Source organism: Comamonas sp. B21-038, assembly GCF_022387135.1.
Lineage (GTDB): Bacteria > Pseudomonadota > Gammaproteobacteria > Burkholderiales > Burkholderiaceae_C > Comamonas > Comamonas sediminis.
Window position 1 is genome coordinate 1,680,997 of sequence record NZ_CP092462.1, and the last position, 13,028, is coordinate 1,694,024.

12 protein-coding genes are annotated in these 13,028 nt (G+C 65.2%); 10 read left to right on the plus strand and 2 right to left on the minus strand.

Annotation, left to right across the window (positions count from 1 at the left end; all coding sequences use genetic code 11):
- The first annotated feature begins 161 nt into the window (after nucleotides 1-161).
- The 5 genes from MJ205_RS07565 to MJ205_RS07585 all read left to right on the plus strand — a co-directional run bounded on the left by MJ205_RS07565 (nucleotide 162) and on the right by MJ205_RS07585 (nucleotide 6,253).
- Complete coding sequence (locus MJ205_RS07565; RefSeq protein ID WP_239811886.1) at nucleotides 162-1,166, plus strand: BMP family protein; 1,005 nt, start codon at nucleotides 162-164, stop codon at nucleotides 1,164-1,166.
- Between the two features lie 137 nt (nucleotides 1,167-1,303).
- Complete coding sequence (locus MJ205_RS07570; protein ID WP_239811887.1) at nucleotides 1,304-2,878, plus strand: ABC transporter ATP-binding protein; 1,575 nt, start codon at nucleotides 1,304-1,306, stop codon at nucleotides 2,876-2,878.
- Between the two features lie 9 nt (nucleotides 2,879-2,887).
- Nucleotides 2,888-3,949 carry an ABC transporter permease gene (locus tag MJ205_RS07575; RefSeq protein WP_239811888.1) on the plus strand — a complete coding sequence of 354 codons (1,062 nt, stop codon included), beginning with the start codon at nucleotides 2,888-2,890 and terminating at the stop codon, nucleotides 3,947-3,949.
- A 49-nt stretch (nucleotides 3,950-3,998) separates the two neighbouring features.
- Nucleotides 3,999-4,922: an ABC transporter permease gene (locus MJ205_RS07580; RefSeq protein WP_021025091.1), complete on the plus strand. Its 924-nt coding sequence runs from the start codon at nucleotides 3,999-4,001 to the stop codon at nucleotides 4,920-4,922.
- A gap of 53 nt (nucleotides 4,923-4,975) precedes the next feature.
- Nucleotides 4,976-6,253, plus strand: coding sequence for an amidohydrolase family protein (locus MJ205_RS07585; RefSeq protein WP_239811889.1), 1,278 nt, complete (start codon nucleotides 4,976-4,978; stop codon nucleotides 6,251-6,253).
- 10 nt (nucleotides 6,254-6,263) lie between these two features.
- On the opposite strand, the gene MJ205_RS07590 is transcribed toward MJ205_RS07585, so the two are convergent.
- A complete protein-coding gene (locus MJ205_RS07590) occupies nucleotides 6,264-7,451 on the minus strand; it encodes a glycoside hydrolase family 5 protein (RefSeq protein WP_239811890.1) in 1,188 nt (395 codons plus the stop codon).
- A 185-nt stretch (nucleotides 7,452-7,636) separates the two neighbouring features.
- Complete coding sequence (locus tag MJ205_RS07595) at nucleotides 7,637-8,557, minus strand: LysR substrate-binding domain-containing protein (protein ID WP_239811891.1); 921 nt, start codon at nucleotides 8,555-8,557, stop codon at nucleotides 7,637-7,639.
- Between the two features lie 160 nt (nucleotides 8,558-8,717).
- Between MJ205_RS07595 and MJ205_RS07600 the strand changes: the two genes are divergently transcribed.
- The 5 genes from MJ205_RS07600 to MJ205_RS07620 are packed head-to-tail and all read left to right on the plus strand — an operon-like array spanning nucleotide 8,718 to nucleotide 13,022.
- Nucleotides 8,718-9,485 (plus strand): ABC transporter permease, encoded by a 768-nt coding sequence (locus tag MJ205_RS07600; protein ID WP_239811892.1) that lies wholly within the window; start codon nucleotides 8,718-8,720, stop codon nucleotides 9,483-9,485.
- Nucleotides 9,482-10,510 carry an ABC transporter ATP-binding protein gene (locus tag MJ205_RS07605; RefSeq protein ID WP_239811893.1) on the plus strand — a complete coding sequence of 343 codons (1,029 nt, stop codon included), beginning with the start codon at nucleotides 9,482-9,484 and terminating at the stop codon, nucleotides 10,508-10,510. The genes MJ205_RS07600 and MJ205_RS07605 overlap by 4 nt, the downstream gene beginning before the upstream one ends.
- A gap of 58 nt (nucleotides 10,511-10,568) precedes the next feature.
- On the plus strand, nucleotides 10,569-11,651 hold the full coding sequence (locus MJ205_RS07610; RefSeq protein ID WP_239811894.1) for an extracellular solute-binding protein: 1,083 nt from the start codon (nucleotides 10,569-10,571) through the stop codon (nucleotides 11,649-11,651).
- Nucleotides 11,648-12,478 carry an ABC transporter permease gene (locus MJ205_RS07615; RefSeq protein ID WP_239811895.1) on the plus strand — a complete coding sequence of 277 codons (831 nt, stop codon included), beginning with the start codon at nucleotides 11,648-11,650 and terminating at the stop codon, nucleotides 12,476-12,478. Before MJ205_RS07610 ends, MJ205_RS07615 begins: the two co-directional genes overlap by 4 nt.
- Complete coding sequence (locus tag MJ205_RS07620) at nucleotides 12,459-13,022, plus strand: SLOG cluster 4 domain-containing protein (RefSeq protein WP_239811896.1); 564 nt, start codon at nucleotides 12,459-12,461, stop codon at nucleotides 13,020-13,022. The genes MJ205_RS07615 and MJ205_RS07620 overlap by 20 nt, the downstream gene beginning before the upstream one ends.
- Nucleotides 13,023-13,028 lie beyond the last annotated feature (6 nt).

A 13,028-nucleotide genomic window follows, 5' to 3' on the forward strand; every position in this document is an offset into this window, starting at 1 on the left:
GTTGCTGGTGCTGAAACGGACGGCTAATAACGCATGTTTGCTCCTGAAAATGGAGCAAGCACGGGCCTGTGCACGGCAGCGGCGCAAGACACGGTACAGAACTTGCTTCTCTCGCCCGCCCACTTGATCGCAGGTGGATCTCACCCCTAAGGAGTTTCTTGATGACTACACGGCGTCGTATTGTTCAAACCTGTCTGGCTGCGCTTCCCCTTGCGCTGGCTGGCTTGTCGGCTGCACCGGCCTGGGCGCAGACCAAGGTCAAGGTCGCGGCGGTGTACACCGTGCCGTATGAACAGCAATGGGTCAGCCGCATCCATGAGGCGCTCAAGGCTGCCGAGGCGCGTGGCGAGATCGAGTACAAGTCCAGCGAGAACGTCGCCAATGCGGACTACGAGCGCGTGATGCGCGAGTACGCGACGGGCGGTGCGCAGCTGATGTTTGGTGAGGTGTTCGGTGTGGAAGCGGCTGCTCGCAAGGTCGCCAAGGACTTTCCGAAGACCGCCTTTGTGATGGGCTCGTCCGGCAAGATCCAGGCGCCCAATTTCAGTGTGTTCGACAACTATATCCAGGAGCCTGCGTACCTGACGGGCATGGTGGCCGGCGGCATGACCAAGACGGGCAAGATCGGCATGGTCGGCGGTTTCCCGATTCCGGAAGTCAACCGCCTGATGCATGCCTTCATGGCCGGCGCCAAGGAAGTGAACCCCAAGGTGGAGTTCACCGTCAGTTTCATCAACAGCTGGTTTGACCCGCCCAAGGCCAAGGAAGCGACCTTTGCGATGATCGACAAGGGTGCGGACGTGCTGTATGCCGAGCGTTTCGGTGTGAGCGATGCGGCCAAGGAGAAGGGCAAGCTGGCGATCGGCAATGTGATCAACACCCAGGCACAGTACCCCGATACCGTGGTGGCTTCGGCGCTGTGGCACATGGAGCCCAGCGTGGAGCGCGCGATCAAGGCGGTGAAGGACGGCAGCTACAAGGCGGAGGACTACGGCCCGTACTCGATGATGAAGTACAAGGGCTCGTCGCTGGCACCGTTTGGCACCTTCGAGAAGAAGCTGCCCGCAGACTTGATCGCCAAGGTGCAGGCCAAGCAGGCCGACATCCTGTCGGGCAAGTTCACCGTGAAGGTCGACGACTCGCAACCCAAGTCCACGGCCAAGTAAGCCGGGCCTGGATTGCATAGGCGCTGTGCCCACTGGCATGGCGCCTCCACTTCCAGCTCCGGCACTTGCCGGGGCTGTTTTTGTGCCCGCTGGCAGGCCACGCCGCCTGCCCAGCGAACCCAGCGGCCCCTTTGCCCATGTCTCCTCCAAGCTCCTCTCCTGTCGTGCTCCAGCTGCATGGCATCACCAAACGTTTTGGCCCCCTGGTGGCCAATGATTCCATTTCGCTGACCCTGCACCGGGGTGAGATCGTGGCCCTGCTGGGCGAGAACGGTGCGGGCAAATCCACGTTGATGTCGATCCTGTTTGGCCACTATGTGGCCGACGCGGGGGAGATAACGGTGAGGGGCCAGCCGCTGCCGCCGGGCCAGCCGCGTGCCTCGCTGGCCGCTGGCATCGGCATGGTGCACCAGCACTTTGCGCTGGCCGACAACCTGAGCGTGCTGGACAACATCATCGTGGGCAGCGAATCGCTGCTGCGCCTGCAGTCGGCCAAGCGCCAGGCCCGTGCCAAGCTGGTCGAGGTCGCGCGCCAGTTTGGTCTGGTGGTGGACCCGGATGCGCGGGTGGGCAGCCTGTCGGTGGGTGAGCGCCAACGGGTGGAAATCCTCAAAGCGCTGTACCGGGGCGCCAAGATCCTGATTCTGGATGAGCCGACCGCCGTGCTGACCCCGCAGGAGAGCGAGGCGCTGTTTGCGACCTTGTCCCAGATGGTGGCGCAGGGCCTGTCGATCATTTTCATCAGCCACAAGCTCGGCGAAGTGCTGCGTGTGGCCGACCGCGTGGCCGTGCTGCGGCATGGCAAGCTGGTGGCCGAGGCGCCGACTGCCGGCAGCACCCAGGCGCAGTTGGCGCAGTGGATGGTGGGCGAGGCGGTGAGCCTGCCCGAGCGCCAACCTGCCGCCCAGGTGGGCGACGAGGTCTGCAGCCTGCGCCATGTGCACACCACGGCCTCGGCCAAGTCCACCGCGCGCGATCGCCTGGTCGATGTATCGCTGGTACTCAAGGCCGGTGAGATGGTGGCGATCGCCGGTGTCTCGGGCAACGGCCAGGTGGCTTTGGCCGATATGCTCTGCGGCATGCGCCGCCCGGGCCAGGGCACGGTGCAGTACCTGGGCGCGCCGATGCCGGCGTCGGCCGTGGCCCTGGTCGCCCAGGGGGTGGCCCGTATCCCCGAAGACCGGCATGGCACCGGCGTGGTCGGTGATTTGCCGGTGTGGGAAAACGCGGTGTCCGAGCGGCTGCGCAGCCCCTGGTTCTCGCGCTGGGGCTGGGTGCGCCGTGCGCAGGCGCGCAGCCAGGCCCAGCATGTGTCCCGGCAGTTCGACGTGCGCGGTGGCGGGCTCGATGCGCCGGCCCGCTCGCTGTCGGGCGGCAATATGCAAAAACTGATTCTGGGCCGGGCGCTGTTGGCACCCCAAGGCGCCGAGGGCGTGGCGCCGCGCCTGATTGTGGCGCACCAACCCACCTGGGGGCTGGACATTGGCGCGGTGCGCTTTGTGCACCAGCAGCTGCTGGCGGCCCGCGATGCCGGCGCTGCCGTGCTGCTGATCTCGGACGATCTGGACGAGGTGCTGGCACTGGGTGACCGCATCGGCGTGATGCACGAGGGCCATCTTTCGCCCGTGCTGCCTTTTGCGGACTGGAGCCGCGAGACCATCGGTCTGGCCATGGCCGGATCCCCTATGACAGCGCCTGTGCACCAGCGCTGAGAGACTGCCATGCGTATAGAAAAAAGAGCAACCCCGTCGAAGCTGGCCATGGTGGCTGCGCCCTTGGGGGCCGTTGTATTTACCCTGGCCATCAGCGGCTTGCTGGTGCTGTGGGCCGGCGCGCCCGTTGGTGCGACCTATCTGGCGCTGTTCAAAGGGGCCTTTGGCTCGCTGTTTGCGCTGTCCGAGACCTTGACGCGCGCCGTGCCGCTGATCCTGACCGGCCTGGCCGCGGCAGTGGCTTTCCGGGCGCGGCTGTTCAACATTGGTGCCGAAGGCCAGCTGTATGCCGGTGCGGTGGCGGCTGTGGCCGTGGGCGGCATGCATGGCGGCACCGGCTTTGAGCTGCCCATTTATCTGCTGTTTCCGCTGATGCTGCTGGCCGCCGCACTGGCCGGCGCGGCCTTGCTGCTGGGCCCTGCGTTGATGAAGACCAAGCTGGGCGTGGACGAGGTGGTCACCACGTTGCTGCTGAACTTTGTCATGCTGCTGGCAGTGTCCTATCTGCTCGATGGCCCGATGAAAGACCCGATGGCGATGGGCTGGCCGCAGAGCGTGGCGCTGCAGGGCGACCTGGAACTGGGCAAGCTCATTGCGCAGACCCGTTTGCACAATGGCCTGCTGATTGCCGTGGGCCTGGCCGTGGCGTTGTGGCTGCTGCTGCAGCGGGCGGTGCCGGGATTCGACATCCGCGCCGCAGGTGCCAACCCCCGGGCAGCGGCTTTTGCCGGCGTGCCGGTGACGCGCACCGTCGTGCTGGTGGCGCTGCTGTCGGGCGGTCTTGCAGGCCTGGCCGGCGCCATCGAGGTGGCAGGCCGCACCAGTTACCTGACTCTGGACATGTCGCCCGGCTATGGCTACAGCGGCATCGTGATCGCGATGCTGGCAGGGCTGCATCCGCTGGGTGTGGTGGCCTCGGCCGTGTTTGTGGCCGGCATGCTGGTGGGGGCCGACAGCATGAGCCGCGCGGTGGGCGTGCCCAATGCGATTGCCGATGTGATCGTCGCGGCCTCGCTGCTGTCGGTGCTGGTGGCCAGCCTGATGACCCAATACCGCTTGCGCAGAAAGTGAGATCTGCGATGTTGAAACCCCAAAAACAAAGCGCAGCGCGAGGTGCCCGATGAGCGACGTGATGGATATTTTGGCCAATGCCTCTTTCTGGGTGGCCGTGCTGCGTACGGCCACACCGCTGCTGCTGGGCACGCTGGGGGTGCTGCTGTGCGAGCGCGCAGGGGTGCTGAACCTGGGCATCGAGGGCATCATGGTGGCCGGCGCCTTTACCGGCTGGCTGACCGTGTATGCCGGCCATGGTTTGTGGACGGGTGTGCTGGTGGCCGCACTCACCGGCGCGGTGCTGGGCAGCCTGCATGCCTGGCTGACGGTGGGGCTGGCGCTGTCGCAGCACGTATCGGGCCTGGGCATCACGATGCTGGCCACGGCCTTGTCGTACTACGGTTACCGGGTGAGCTTTCCCAAGGTGAACACGCCGCCCACGATCACGCCTTTTGAGGCGATGGACTGGCTGCCGATTCCGATTCTGGGCGACCAGACGGCCTTGACCTTGCTGGCCCTGCTGCTGGTGCCTTTGCTCGCCTGGGTGCTGTTTCGCACGCCCCTCGGTCTGGCCGTGCGCATGGTCGGCGAGAACCCGCAGGCCGCAGAAGGGCAGGGCGTGGCCGTGATGGCTGTGCGCAGCGGTGCCATCATTGCGGGCTCGGCACTGATGGGCGTGGCCGGCGCCTTCCTGACCCTGTCGGCCTTCAACGCCTTTTTCTTCAACATGGTCAATGGCCGGGGCTGGATCTGCGTGGCACTGGTGGTGTTTGCCTCCTGGCGGCCGGGCAAGGCCCTGCTGGGCGCGCTGCTGTTTGCGTTCTTCGATGCGCTGCAGCTGCGCCTGCAGCAGTCGGGCGATGGCCTCGTGCCCTACCAGTTCTATTTGATGCTGCCGTACCTGCTGTCGATCCTGGCGCTGGTTCTGGTGGCCCGCAAAGCCGCGTACCCGCAGGCGCTGATGAAACCCTACCGCAAAGGCGAGCGCTGAGCCGCGCGCCGCGCCCCACGATGCAGACCAGGGTCTGCCTACAAGGATAAAAAATGCTTGATTTATTGATTCGCAATGCCAGCCTGGCCGATGGCCGCAAGAACATGTCGGTGGCTGTGCAGGACGGCAAGATTGCCGAGGTGAGCGAGGGCCTGCAGGCGCCAGCGGCCGAGGTGGTGGACGCCGAGGGCCTGCTGCTGAGCCCACCCTTTGTGGACCCGCACTTCCACATGGACGCCACGCTGAGCTACGGGATGCCGCGTGTCAACGAAAGCGGCACCTTGCTCGAAGGCATCGCGCTCTGGGGCGAACTCAAACCCCAGCTGACGCATGAGGCGCTGGTCGAGCGCGCCTTGGCCTATTGCGACTGGGCGGTGGCGCGCGGCCTGCTGGCCATCCGCAGCCATGTGGACACCAGTGACCCCAGCCTGCTGCCGGTCGAAGCGATGCTCGATGTGCAAAAGCGCGTGGCGCCGTATATCGATCTGCAGCTGGTGGCTTTTCCGCAGGATGGCGTGCTGCGCACACCGGGCGGGCTGGACAACCTCAAGCGCGCGCTGGACCTGGGCGTCGATGTCGTCGGGGGCATTCCGCACTTTGAGCGCACGATGGCTGATGGCGCAGAGAGCGTGCGCATTCTCTGCGAACTGGCCGCCGAGCGCGGCAAGCGGGTGGACATGCACTGTGACGAGTCGGATGACCCGATGTCGCGCCATGTGGAGACGCTGGCCTACCACACGCAGCGCCTGGGGCTCCATGGCCGCGTGACCGGTTCGCACCTGACCTCCATGCACAGCATGGACAACTACTACGTCAGCAAGCTGATGGCCCTGATGGCCGAGGCGCAGCTGGGCGTTGTCAGCAACCCCTTGATCAACATCACGATCCAGGGCCGCCATGACACCTACCCCAAGCGCCGGGGCATGACGCGCGTGCCTGAGCTGATGGCCGCTGGCATGACGGTGGCGTTTGGCCATGACTGCGTGATGGACCCCTGGTACAGCCTGGGATCGGGCGATGCACTGGAGGTGGCGAGCATGGGCCTGCATGTGGCGCAGATGACCAGCCGCGCAGGCATGCAGCAGTGCTTCGATGCCATCACGCTGAACCCGGCACGCCTGCTGGGCCTGCAAGGCTATGGCATTGAAAAGGGCGCACATGCCGACTTTGTGCTGCTGCATGCCAAGGACCCCGTCGAGGCCCTGCGCCTGAAGGCCACGCGCCTGGGCGTTTGGCGCCGAGGCCAGCGCATTGCCAGCACGCCCGCACCGGTGGCCCGCTTGAACCTGCCTGGGCGCCCAGCCAGCACCAGCTTGCTGAGCGCGCGTTAAGCACGGCCTTTCAGCGCTGCTGCAAGCGCTTGCGGATGGGCTCGAACTCCGGTGTCGCGCGGCGCTTCACCGGGTCGGGCTGGCCTTTTTCCATCGCATCCCAGTAGCGCCAGTGCACCTTGGCCTGGCCCAGTTCGTAGTCCATCGCATCCCAGGCATCTTCGCGAAAGCTGTAGAAGGCCCAGTGGTAGCGCTTGTCTTCGGCATAAGACAGAACATCGTCCAGGTACTGGCTGCAGCTGTCGAGCATGCGCACACAGCCAAACTCGCCCATGACGATCTGCTCCGGCGCGATCGACAAGGAGCGCGCCCAGCCGTTGACGGTATCCAGGTACCGGGCCACGCGCTCCTTGTTCCACGGCTGGGTCTTGCCGGCAAACGGCACCTCGCCCGGGTAGCGGTAGGGCTGCTTGCGCTTGAGGTTGGGGCCGCTGGTGGCCTGGTAGGGCTCGTACATGTGAAAGCTGTACAGCACCCGTTTGTCAGCCAGTGCTTCGGGCCAGTAGGCGAAGGCATCGGCTGCGCCATACCACCCGGCATCCACCATGATGGGGGTGTCCGGGTCGACTGCACGGATCTGGGCCACCAGGAAGCGGTAGAAAGCGGGCAGATCGCGCGATCCACCTTTGGCCTTGGCATACCAGGCCTGCATCTCCGCTGGGCGGGCATGCTCGGGCAGGCCGCCTTGTTTCTCGGGTGCGGGTTCGTTGATCAGGTTGTAGGCCGCAATGCCGGGCGTGTCCTTCAAGGCACGGGCGAGGTCTTGCCAAAACTGGCCTGCGGCCTTCCAGTGCGCCTTGTCCTGCCAGATGCGGTCGTCAAACTTCCCCTGGTTGTTTTGTGACCAGCGGGACAACGGCAGTGACAGCGGTGCAATCACCACCTTCAAGCCCGCCGCATCGGCCTGGGCCACTGACGCCTTCAAGGTGGCCAGATCCACGGCGGACAGGCGCTGGTAGTCGTCGGCATTGCCCATCAGGAAATCACGCTGCTCGGGCTTCCATTTGTCATACGACAGCCGCACCCAGCTGGCGCCATAGCCGCGCAGTGCTTCGTAGTAGCTGGCATCCGGCGGCAGGCGGTTGAAGCTGTTGCCACCCCGTTGGGTGTCGGCCCAGAAGGCCGCCAGATCGGCCGCTTGCACGGATGCGGTCAGCGCCATCGCGACGGCCAGGCTGGGTACAGAGATCTTGAACATCGAAGCAGGGCGCTGAAGGCCAGTGGCTGGGGATGCGGGCGATGCTATCACTGGCATTGCTTTGATTGATTTCTGTTTGCAACCGGCTTGCGCACCATTCCTGGCCGTTTTACGAGGCGTTCTGTCTAGTCCAGTCCTTGCGCTTGCTCACACAATGGCTTGGCCATCGCGTTGCGCTTCTGCTTTCAGGGATGACCAGGCGGGTTTGGCACCGCTTCCTGGCTGCCACCTTCGCCCAGCAGCCATTGCCGCAGCTGCGCAAAAGCGGGAAACTGCATGCGATCGGGCCGGTAGCACAGGTAGTGGCCATGCTCGACGGCGGTGCTGCCGTCGAATGGCGTCACCAGCACGCCCTCGGCCAGTTCGTCTTCGACGAGGATGAGCGGCACAAAGGCGATCCCCAACCCGCAGCGCGCCGCCTGGATCAAGGCCGAGTACTGCGCAAACCGTGGGCCGGTGATCAGCAGCTGGTGGGTGATGCCATGGACTGCGGCCCACTGCGACCAGGCGCCCTGGGCTTCTTCATGGTGCAGCAAGGTATGGGCCAGCACATCGCTGGGGTTCTGGATCTTGTGCAGGCCCTGCATCAGCTCGCGGGAGGCGATCACGACGAACTCGCGCCCTGCGATGTATTCGTTCACCACGCCAGCGTAGTCAGCTGGGTTGTAGCGGATGGCGGCATCGACATGGGCCGGCAGGTTCTCCAGCGGCGCCAGATGGCGGCTGAAGCTGAGCGTGGCGCGGGGATGGGCCTGGCGGAAGCGGGGCAGGCGGGGAATGAGCCAGCGCGTGAAAAACGTCGGCACGCAGCTGAGGGTCAGCACATGGGTGTCCGCGCCGGCGCGGGCCTCGTAGGTGGCGGTTTCGAGGTTGCGCAGGCTGCCGGTGATCTTGAGCCAGTAGCTGCGGCCCACGGGCGTGAGCTCTACGCCGCGCCCCACTTTTTGCAGCAGGGCGGTGCCCAGAAAGCTTTCCAGCGAGGCAATCTGCTTGCTCACGGCACTGGTGGTCACGCACAGCGAGGAGGCCGCCAGGGTCAGGCTGGAATGGCGGGCCACGGCGTCGAGCGCAAGCAGTTCCTGGATGGTGGGGCAGTCCCGTTTCATAGTGTCAGTCAGCGGTTTTGTTGATGAAAAGTTGCGAGAACACTTTCCATTAATTCAATGATGAAGTGGCATTGTCACGCAGTTGCAATATCAATATAGAGGCCGATCGCTACACTAACATGTCTGAAAAGGAAAGTATTCGCTTTTACCGGGAGACAAGATGGTTCGTGGCATTGCCATTGTCTATGGCCTGTACCTGCTGCTGCCGATGGCATTGCTGGCGATCGGCAGCTTCGGGCAGAACTGGACCAACACACTGCTGCCTTCGGGTTTCACCGGGCAGTGGTACATGGAACTGTGGAGCGACCCGTCGTTCCGCAAAGGCTTCGTCTCCAGCCTGGTCGTCGCGCTGTCCACCTGCGCGATCAATGCGGTGCTGGCGCTGCCGCTGGCCTATTCGCTGCACCAGGGCGCAACGCGCGGGCGCGCCTTTGCGGCCCGCATCGTGAGCGCCATGCCCGTCGCGGTGCCCGCCATCACGCTCGGGTTCGGCTACATGATTGTCTTCAACACCGATACCTTGCCCTGGCTGGGCAGCACACCGCTGCTGGTTGCTGCGCATGTGATCGCAACCTTGCCCTATCTCACCAACACCTTGCTGACCGACCTGCGCCACCTCGGCATCGAGCGGCTGGAGCAGGCGGCCGCCACCTTGGGGGCGGGCGAGTGGCAGCGCTTCAGCGGCATCGTGCTGCCGAGCCTGCGCCAGAGCATGCTGTCCGGGCTGGTGATGGTGGCGGCGCTGTCGATCGGGGAGTTCAACCTCTCCAATCTGCTGGTCGGTTTCCAGAACCGCACCTATCCGGTGGTGCTGCTGCAGGCCTTCTATGGCGCAACCGGCTTAGCCTGCGCCGCCACGGTGATCCTGTTGCTGCTGGCCAGCCTGGCAGCACTGCTGTCTTCTTCTCTTTTGCGTAAATCCCCATGAGCCTGACTTTCGAGAACGTCAGTTACCGCTACCCCGGCAGCCAGCAAGGGCTGCACGAGGTGTCCTTCGATATTGGCCAGGGCGAGCTGGTGGCGGTGATCGGCCCCAGCGGCTCGGGCAAGTCCACCTTGCTCAAGCTGGTAGCGGGGCTGGAGACCGGCTACCAGGGCCGCATCGCACTGGCTGGCCAGGACATGGCGGGCACGCCGGTGCACCAGCGCGGCATCGGCATGGTGTTCCAGAGCTATGCGCTGTTTCCGCATCTGTCGGTGCGGGACAACGTGGCCTACGGGCTGGCGCTGCGCAAGATGCCAGCCGCACAGCGCCATGCCCGGGCGGCGGAGCTGCTGGAGGTGGTGGGCCTGTCGGATTTTGCGCAGCGCGGGGTGCAGCAGCTCTCCGGCGGGCAGCAGCAGCGGGTAGCGCTGGCGCGTGCGCTGGCCATCGATCCGCGTGCGCTGCTGCTGGATGAGCCGCTGTCTGCGCTGGATGCCAGCGTGCGGGGCCATCTGCGCGACCAGATCCGTGCGCTGCAGCAGCAGTTTGGCGCCACCACCTTGTTGGTCACCCACGACCAGGAAGAGGCGCTGGCCATGGCCGACCGGGTGGCGGTGCTCAAGGAAGGGCGGCTGCTGCAGATCGCCTCGCCCAAGGACATTTACGACATGCCAAACTGCCGCGCCGTGGCGGAGTTTGTGGGGCTATCGACCATTTTGGAAGGGCAGGTGGCCTCCGGCGGGCGCGTGGACTTTGGTTTTGCCGAACTGTCCGTGCTCACCGGCACCCATCGTCCGGGGCACAAGGTGCATGCGCTGATCCGCCCCGAGCATGTCGAGCCAGACCCGCAGCCCGGGCAGACCAATACCTTGCAGGGGCGTCCGGGCGCCTGCCGCTATCTGGGGTCGCTCACGCGCTACGACTTCGAGGTGGTGGGTGCGCCACGCGCCTTCCTGGCCGAAGGCCGGCAGCCGGCACGCCAGGCCATTGCGATCGCGCCCGAGCACATTCGCCTGCTGGATGCCTGAGCACCGCACATCCGTTCAAGACCCACCGACACCGTAATTTCAACGAAGGAAAACCGCTATGCAACGCCGACATCTCATCCAAGCCGCTGCTGCCTTGCCTCTGGCAGCCCTGGTCCAGCGCACATCGTGGGCGCAGGAGGGGGCCGAGCTCTATGCCGGAGAAAAAGAGCTCTACGACCTGGCCAAAAAAGAAGGTTTTTGCGTGTCTTTCGACACCGGTCCGGAATGGGCCAACTGGAAGGCCTTGTTTGCCGAGTTCAAGAAGCGCTACCCCGATGTCGAGCTGAGCTACAACGATCTGGGCTCGGCCGCCACGGTGGTCGCGCTGGAGAAGATGCGCCGCCGCCCCCAGGCAGACACGGCCTACTACTTCGCGGCCTCGGCCGTGGATGCCGCGAAAAAGGACGTGGTGGCGCCGTTCAAGCCCATCCACTTCGACAAGTTGCCCGAGGTGTTCCGCGAGGCGGAAGGGCGCTGGTTCACGATCCATACCCTGAACATCGCCTTCCTGGTGAACAAGAAGCTGGTCAAGAACGTGCCCAGCGGCTGGGCCGACCTGCTCAAGCCCGAGTACAAGAACAGCGTGACCTACCTGGACCCCCGCAGTTCCGGCGTGGGCCAGGTGCTGACCTTGGCCGCAGCCTACGGCAATGGCGGCAGCGTGGACAACGTCAAGCCCGGCACCGATTACCTGGGCAAGCTGCATGCTGCCGGCAATGTGCAGCGCGTGGAGGGCACGACCCCGTATGCCAAGTTCATCAAGGGCGAAATCCCGATCTGGATCGGCTACGAGAACGATGGCCTCAAGGCCAAGCATAACGATGGCATGGGCGACGCCTGCGAGGTCGTCATCCCCAAGGAAGCCAGCGTGGCCGCACCGTATGCCATCAGCCTGGTGAAGGGCGGCCCGAACCCGAACGCCGGCAAGCTGTGGCTGAACTTCATCATGAGCGAGGCCGGCCAGCAGCTGTTCGCCAAGGGCTTTGTGCGGCCTGCAGTGCCTGGTGTCAAGCTGCCCGACGATGTGGCCAGCAAGCTCCCGGCAGCGGCGCAGATCCGTCCGCTCGATGTCATCAAGGCCTCGGCCAAGAAGGCCGAGATCGACCAGCTCTGGGCGCAGGCCACGCTGGGTCGCTCATGAGCGGTTGGATACGCCGTTTCGGCGCCTGGCCGGCCTGGTGCTTCATGGCGCTGTTCTTCGTGCTGCCGCTGGCATCCTTGGTGCCTGAGGCCATGACGGACGGAGGCAGCGCCTTTGCCCGCTTGTGGAGCAATCCACTGCTGGGCCGGGCGGTGCTGAACACCGTGGTGCTAGGCCTGACCGCCGGTGCCGTCTCCGGCCTGGTGGGCACGGTGATCGCCATTGAGCTGGGGCGCCAGCCGCTGCAGCGCCGGCGCTGGATGATGACCTTGCTCGGGCTGCCGCTGGCCTTCTCGGGTCTGGTGATCGCCTATGGCTTCATCCTGGCCTTTGGGCGCTCGGGCTTTGTCACGCAGCTGCTGGTGGCGCTGGGCATGGATGGCGCTGCCGTCGGCAGCTGGATCTATGGCACGGTGGGGCTGGGCTGCGCCTATGCCTACTACCTGGTGCCCCGCGTGGCGCTGTCGCTCTACCCGGTGTTTGCCAACCTTGACCTGCGGCCCATGCTGGCGGCGCGCACCTTGGGAGCCACGCGCTGGCGCGCATTCCGCGACACGGTGGTGGCCGAGGTGGCGCCATCGGTGGTATCCAACGCCTGCCTGGTGGCCGCCATTGCGATGGGCACCTACGGCACGGCGCTCGCGCTGGTGGGTACGCAGCTGAACATTCTTCCGCTGATGCTGTTTGCACAGGTCAGCGACGGCGGATCGGACCTGAGCGTCGCATCCGCCTTGTCATTGCTTTTGATGGCGCTGTGCGTCATCGTCATGGGATTGGGAGACGCCATTGCACGCCAACGTGAACAACATGCCGCAGGATCGCATTGATGCGCTGGGCTTGCCGCCGGGGCTGACCGAGGCGCTGCGGCGGCTGGCCCTGCACCAAGCCAGCCCGGCGCGCCACCGCCGGCCGGTGGGCGTCATCGGCCCGGGTGATGCCGATGGCCGGGTGTACGCCGATGCGCGGCTGATTGCCCGCGCGCTGGCTGCCGCCGACATGGCGATTGTCTGTGGGGGGCGCGGCGGTGTGATGGCTGCGGCCTCACAGGGCGCCACCGAAGCAGGCGGGGTCGCCATTGGCATCCTGCCCGAAGAAGACGAGCGCCATGCCAATCCCTATCTCAGTGTCGCCTTGCCGACAGGAATAGGCGAAATGCGCAATGCCTTGATCGCCCGCAGCGCCCTCTGCCTGGTAGCCGTGGGCTACAACATGGGCACGCTTTCCGAGATGGCGCTGGGTCTGAAGTGGGAGCGCCCGGTCTTCGTGCTGCACGGCGAACTGTCCTTGCCCGGCGCGGTCGAGGTGGCGGATGTGCAACAGATGCTGGGCTGCGTCGTGGACTGCCTTTTGGGCGATGCCGCGTCTGCGTGAATGGCG

What these genes read in the sequence shown, in the direction of transcription:
- MJ205_RS07565 (WP_239811886.1), top strand. Translation starts at nt 162, where the DNA reads ATGACTACACGGCGTCGTATTGTTCAAACCTGTCTGGCTGCGCTTCCC.
- MJ205_RS07570 (WP_239811887.1), top strand. Translation starts at nt 1,304, where the DNA reads ATGTCTCCTCCAAGCTCCTCTCCTGTCGTGCTCCAGCTGCATGGCATC.
- MJ205_RS07575 (WP_239811888.1), top strand. Translation starts at nt 2,888, where the DNA reads ATGCGTATAGAAAAAAGAGCAACCCCGTCGAAGCTGGCCATGGTGGCT.
- MJ205_RS07580 (WP_021025091.1), top strand. Translation starts at nt 3,999, where the DNA reads ATGAGCGACGTGATGGATATTTTGGCCAATGCCTCTTTCTGGGTGGCC.
- MJ205_RS07585 (WP_239811889.1), top strand. Translation starts at nt 4,976, where the DNA reads ATGCTTGATTTATTGATTCGCAATGCCAGCCTGGCCGATGGCCGCAAG.
- MJ205_RS07590 (WP_239811890.1), bottom strand. Translation starts at nt 7,451, where the DNA reads ATGTTCAAGATCTCTGTACCCAGCCTGGCCGTCGCGATGGCGCTGACC.
- MJ205_RS07595 (WP_239811891.1), bottom strand. Translation starts at nt 8,557, where the DNA reads ATGAAACGGGACTGCCCCACCATCCAGGAACTGCTTGCGCTCGACGCC.
- MJ205_RS07600 (WP_239811892.1), top strand. Translation starts at nt 8,718, where the DNA reads ATGGTTCGTGGCATTGCCATTGTCTATGGCCTGTACCTGCTGCTGCCG.
- MJ205_RS07605 (WP_239811893.1), top strand. Translation starts at nt 9,482, where the DNA reads ATGAGCCTGACTTTCGAGAACGTCAGTTACCGCTACCCCGGCAGCCAG.
- MJ205_RS07610 (WP_239811894.1), top strand. Translation starts at nt 10,569, where the DNA reads ATGCAACGCCGACATCTCATCCAAGCCGCTGCTGCCTTGCCTCTGGCA.
- MJ205_RS07615 (WP_239811895.1), top strand. Translation starts at nt 11,648, where the DNA reads ATGAGCGGTTGGATACGCCGTTTCGGCGCCTGGCCGGCCTGGTGCTTC.
- MJ205_RS07620 (WP_239811896.1), top strand. Translation starts at nt 12,459, where the DNA reads ATGCCGCAGGATCGCATTGATGCGCTGGGCTTGCCGCCGGGGCTGACC.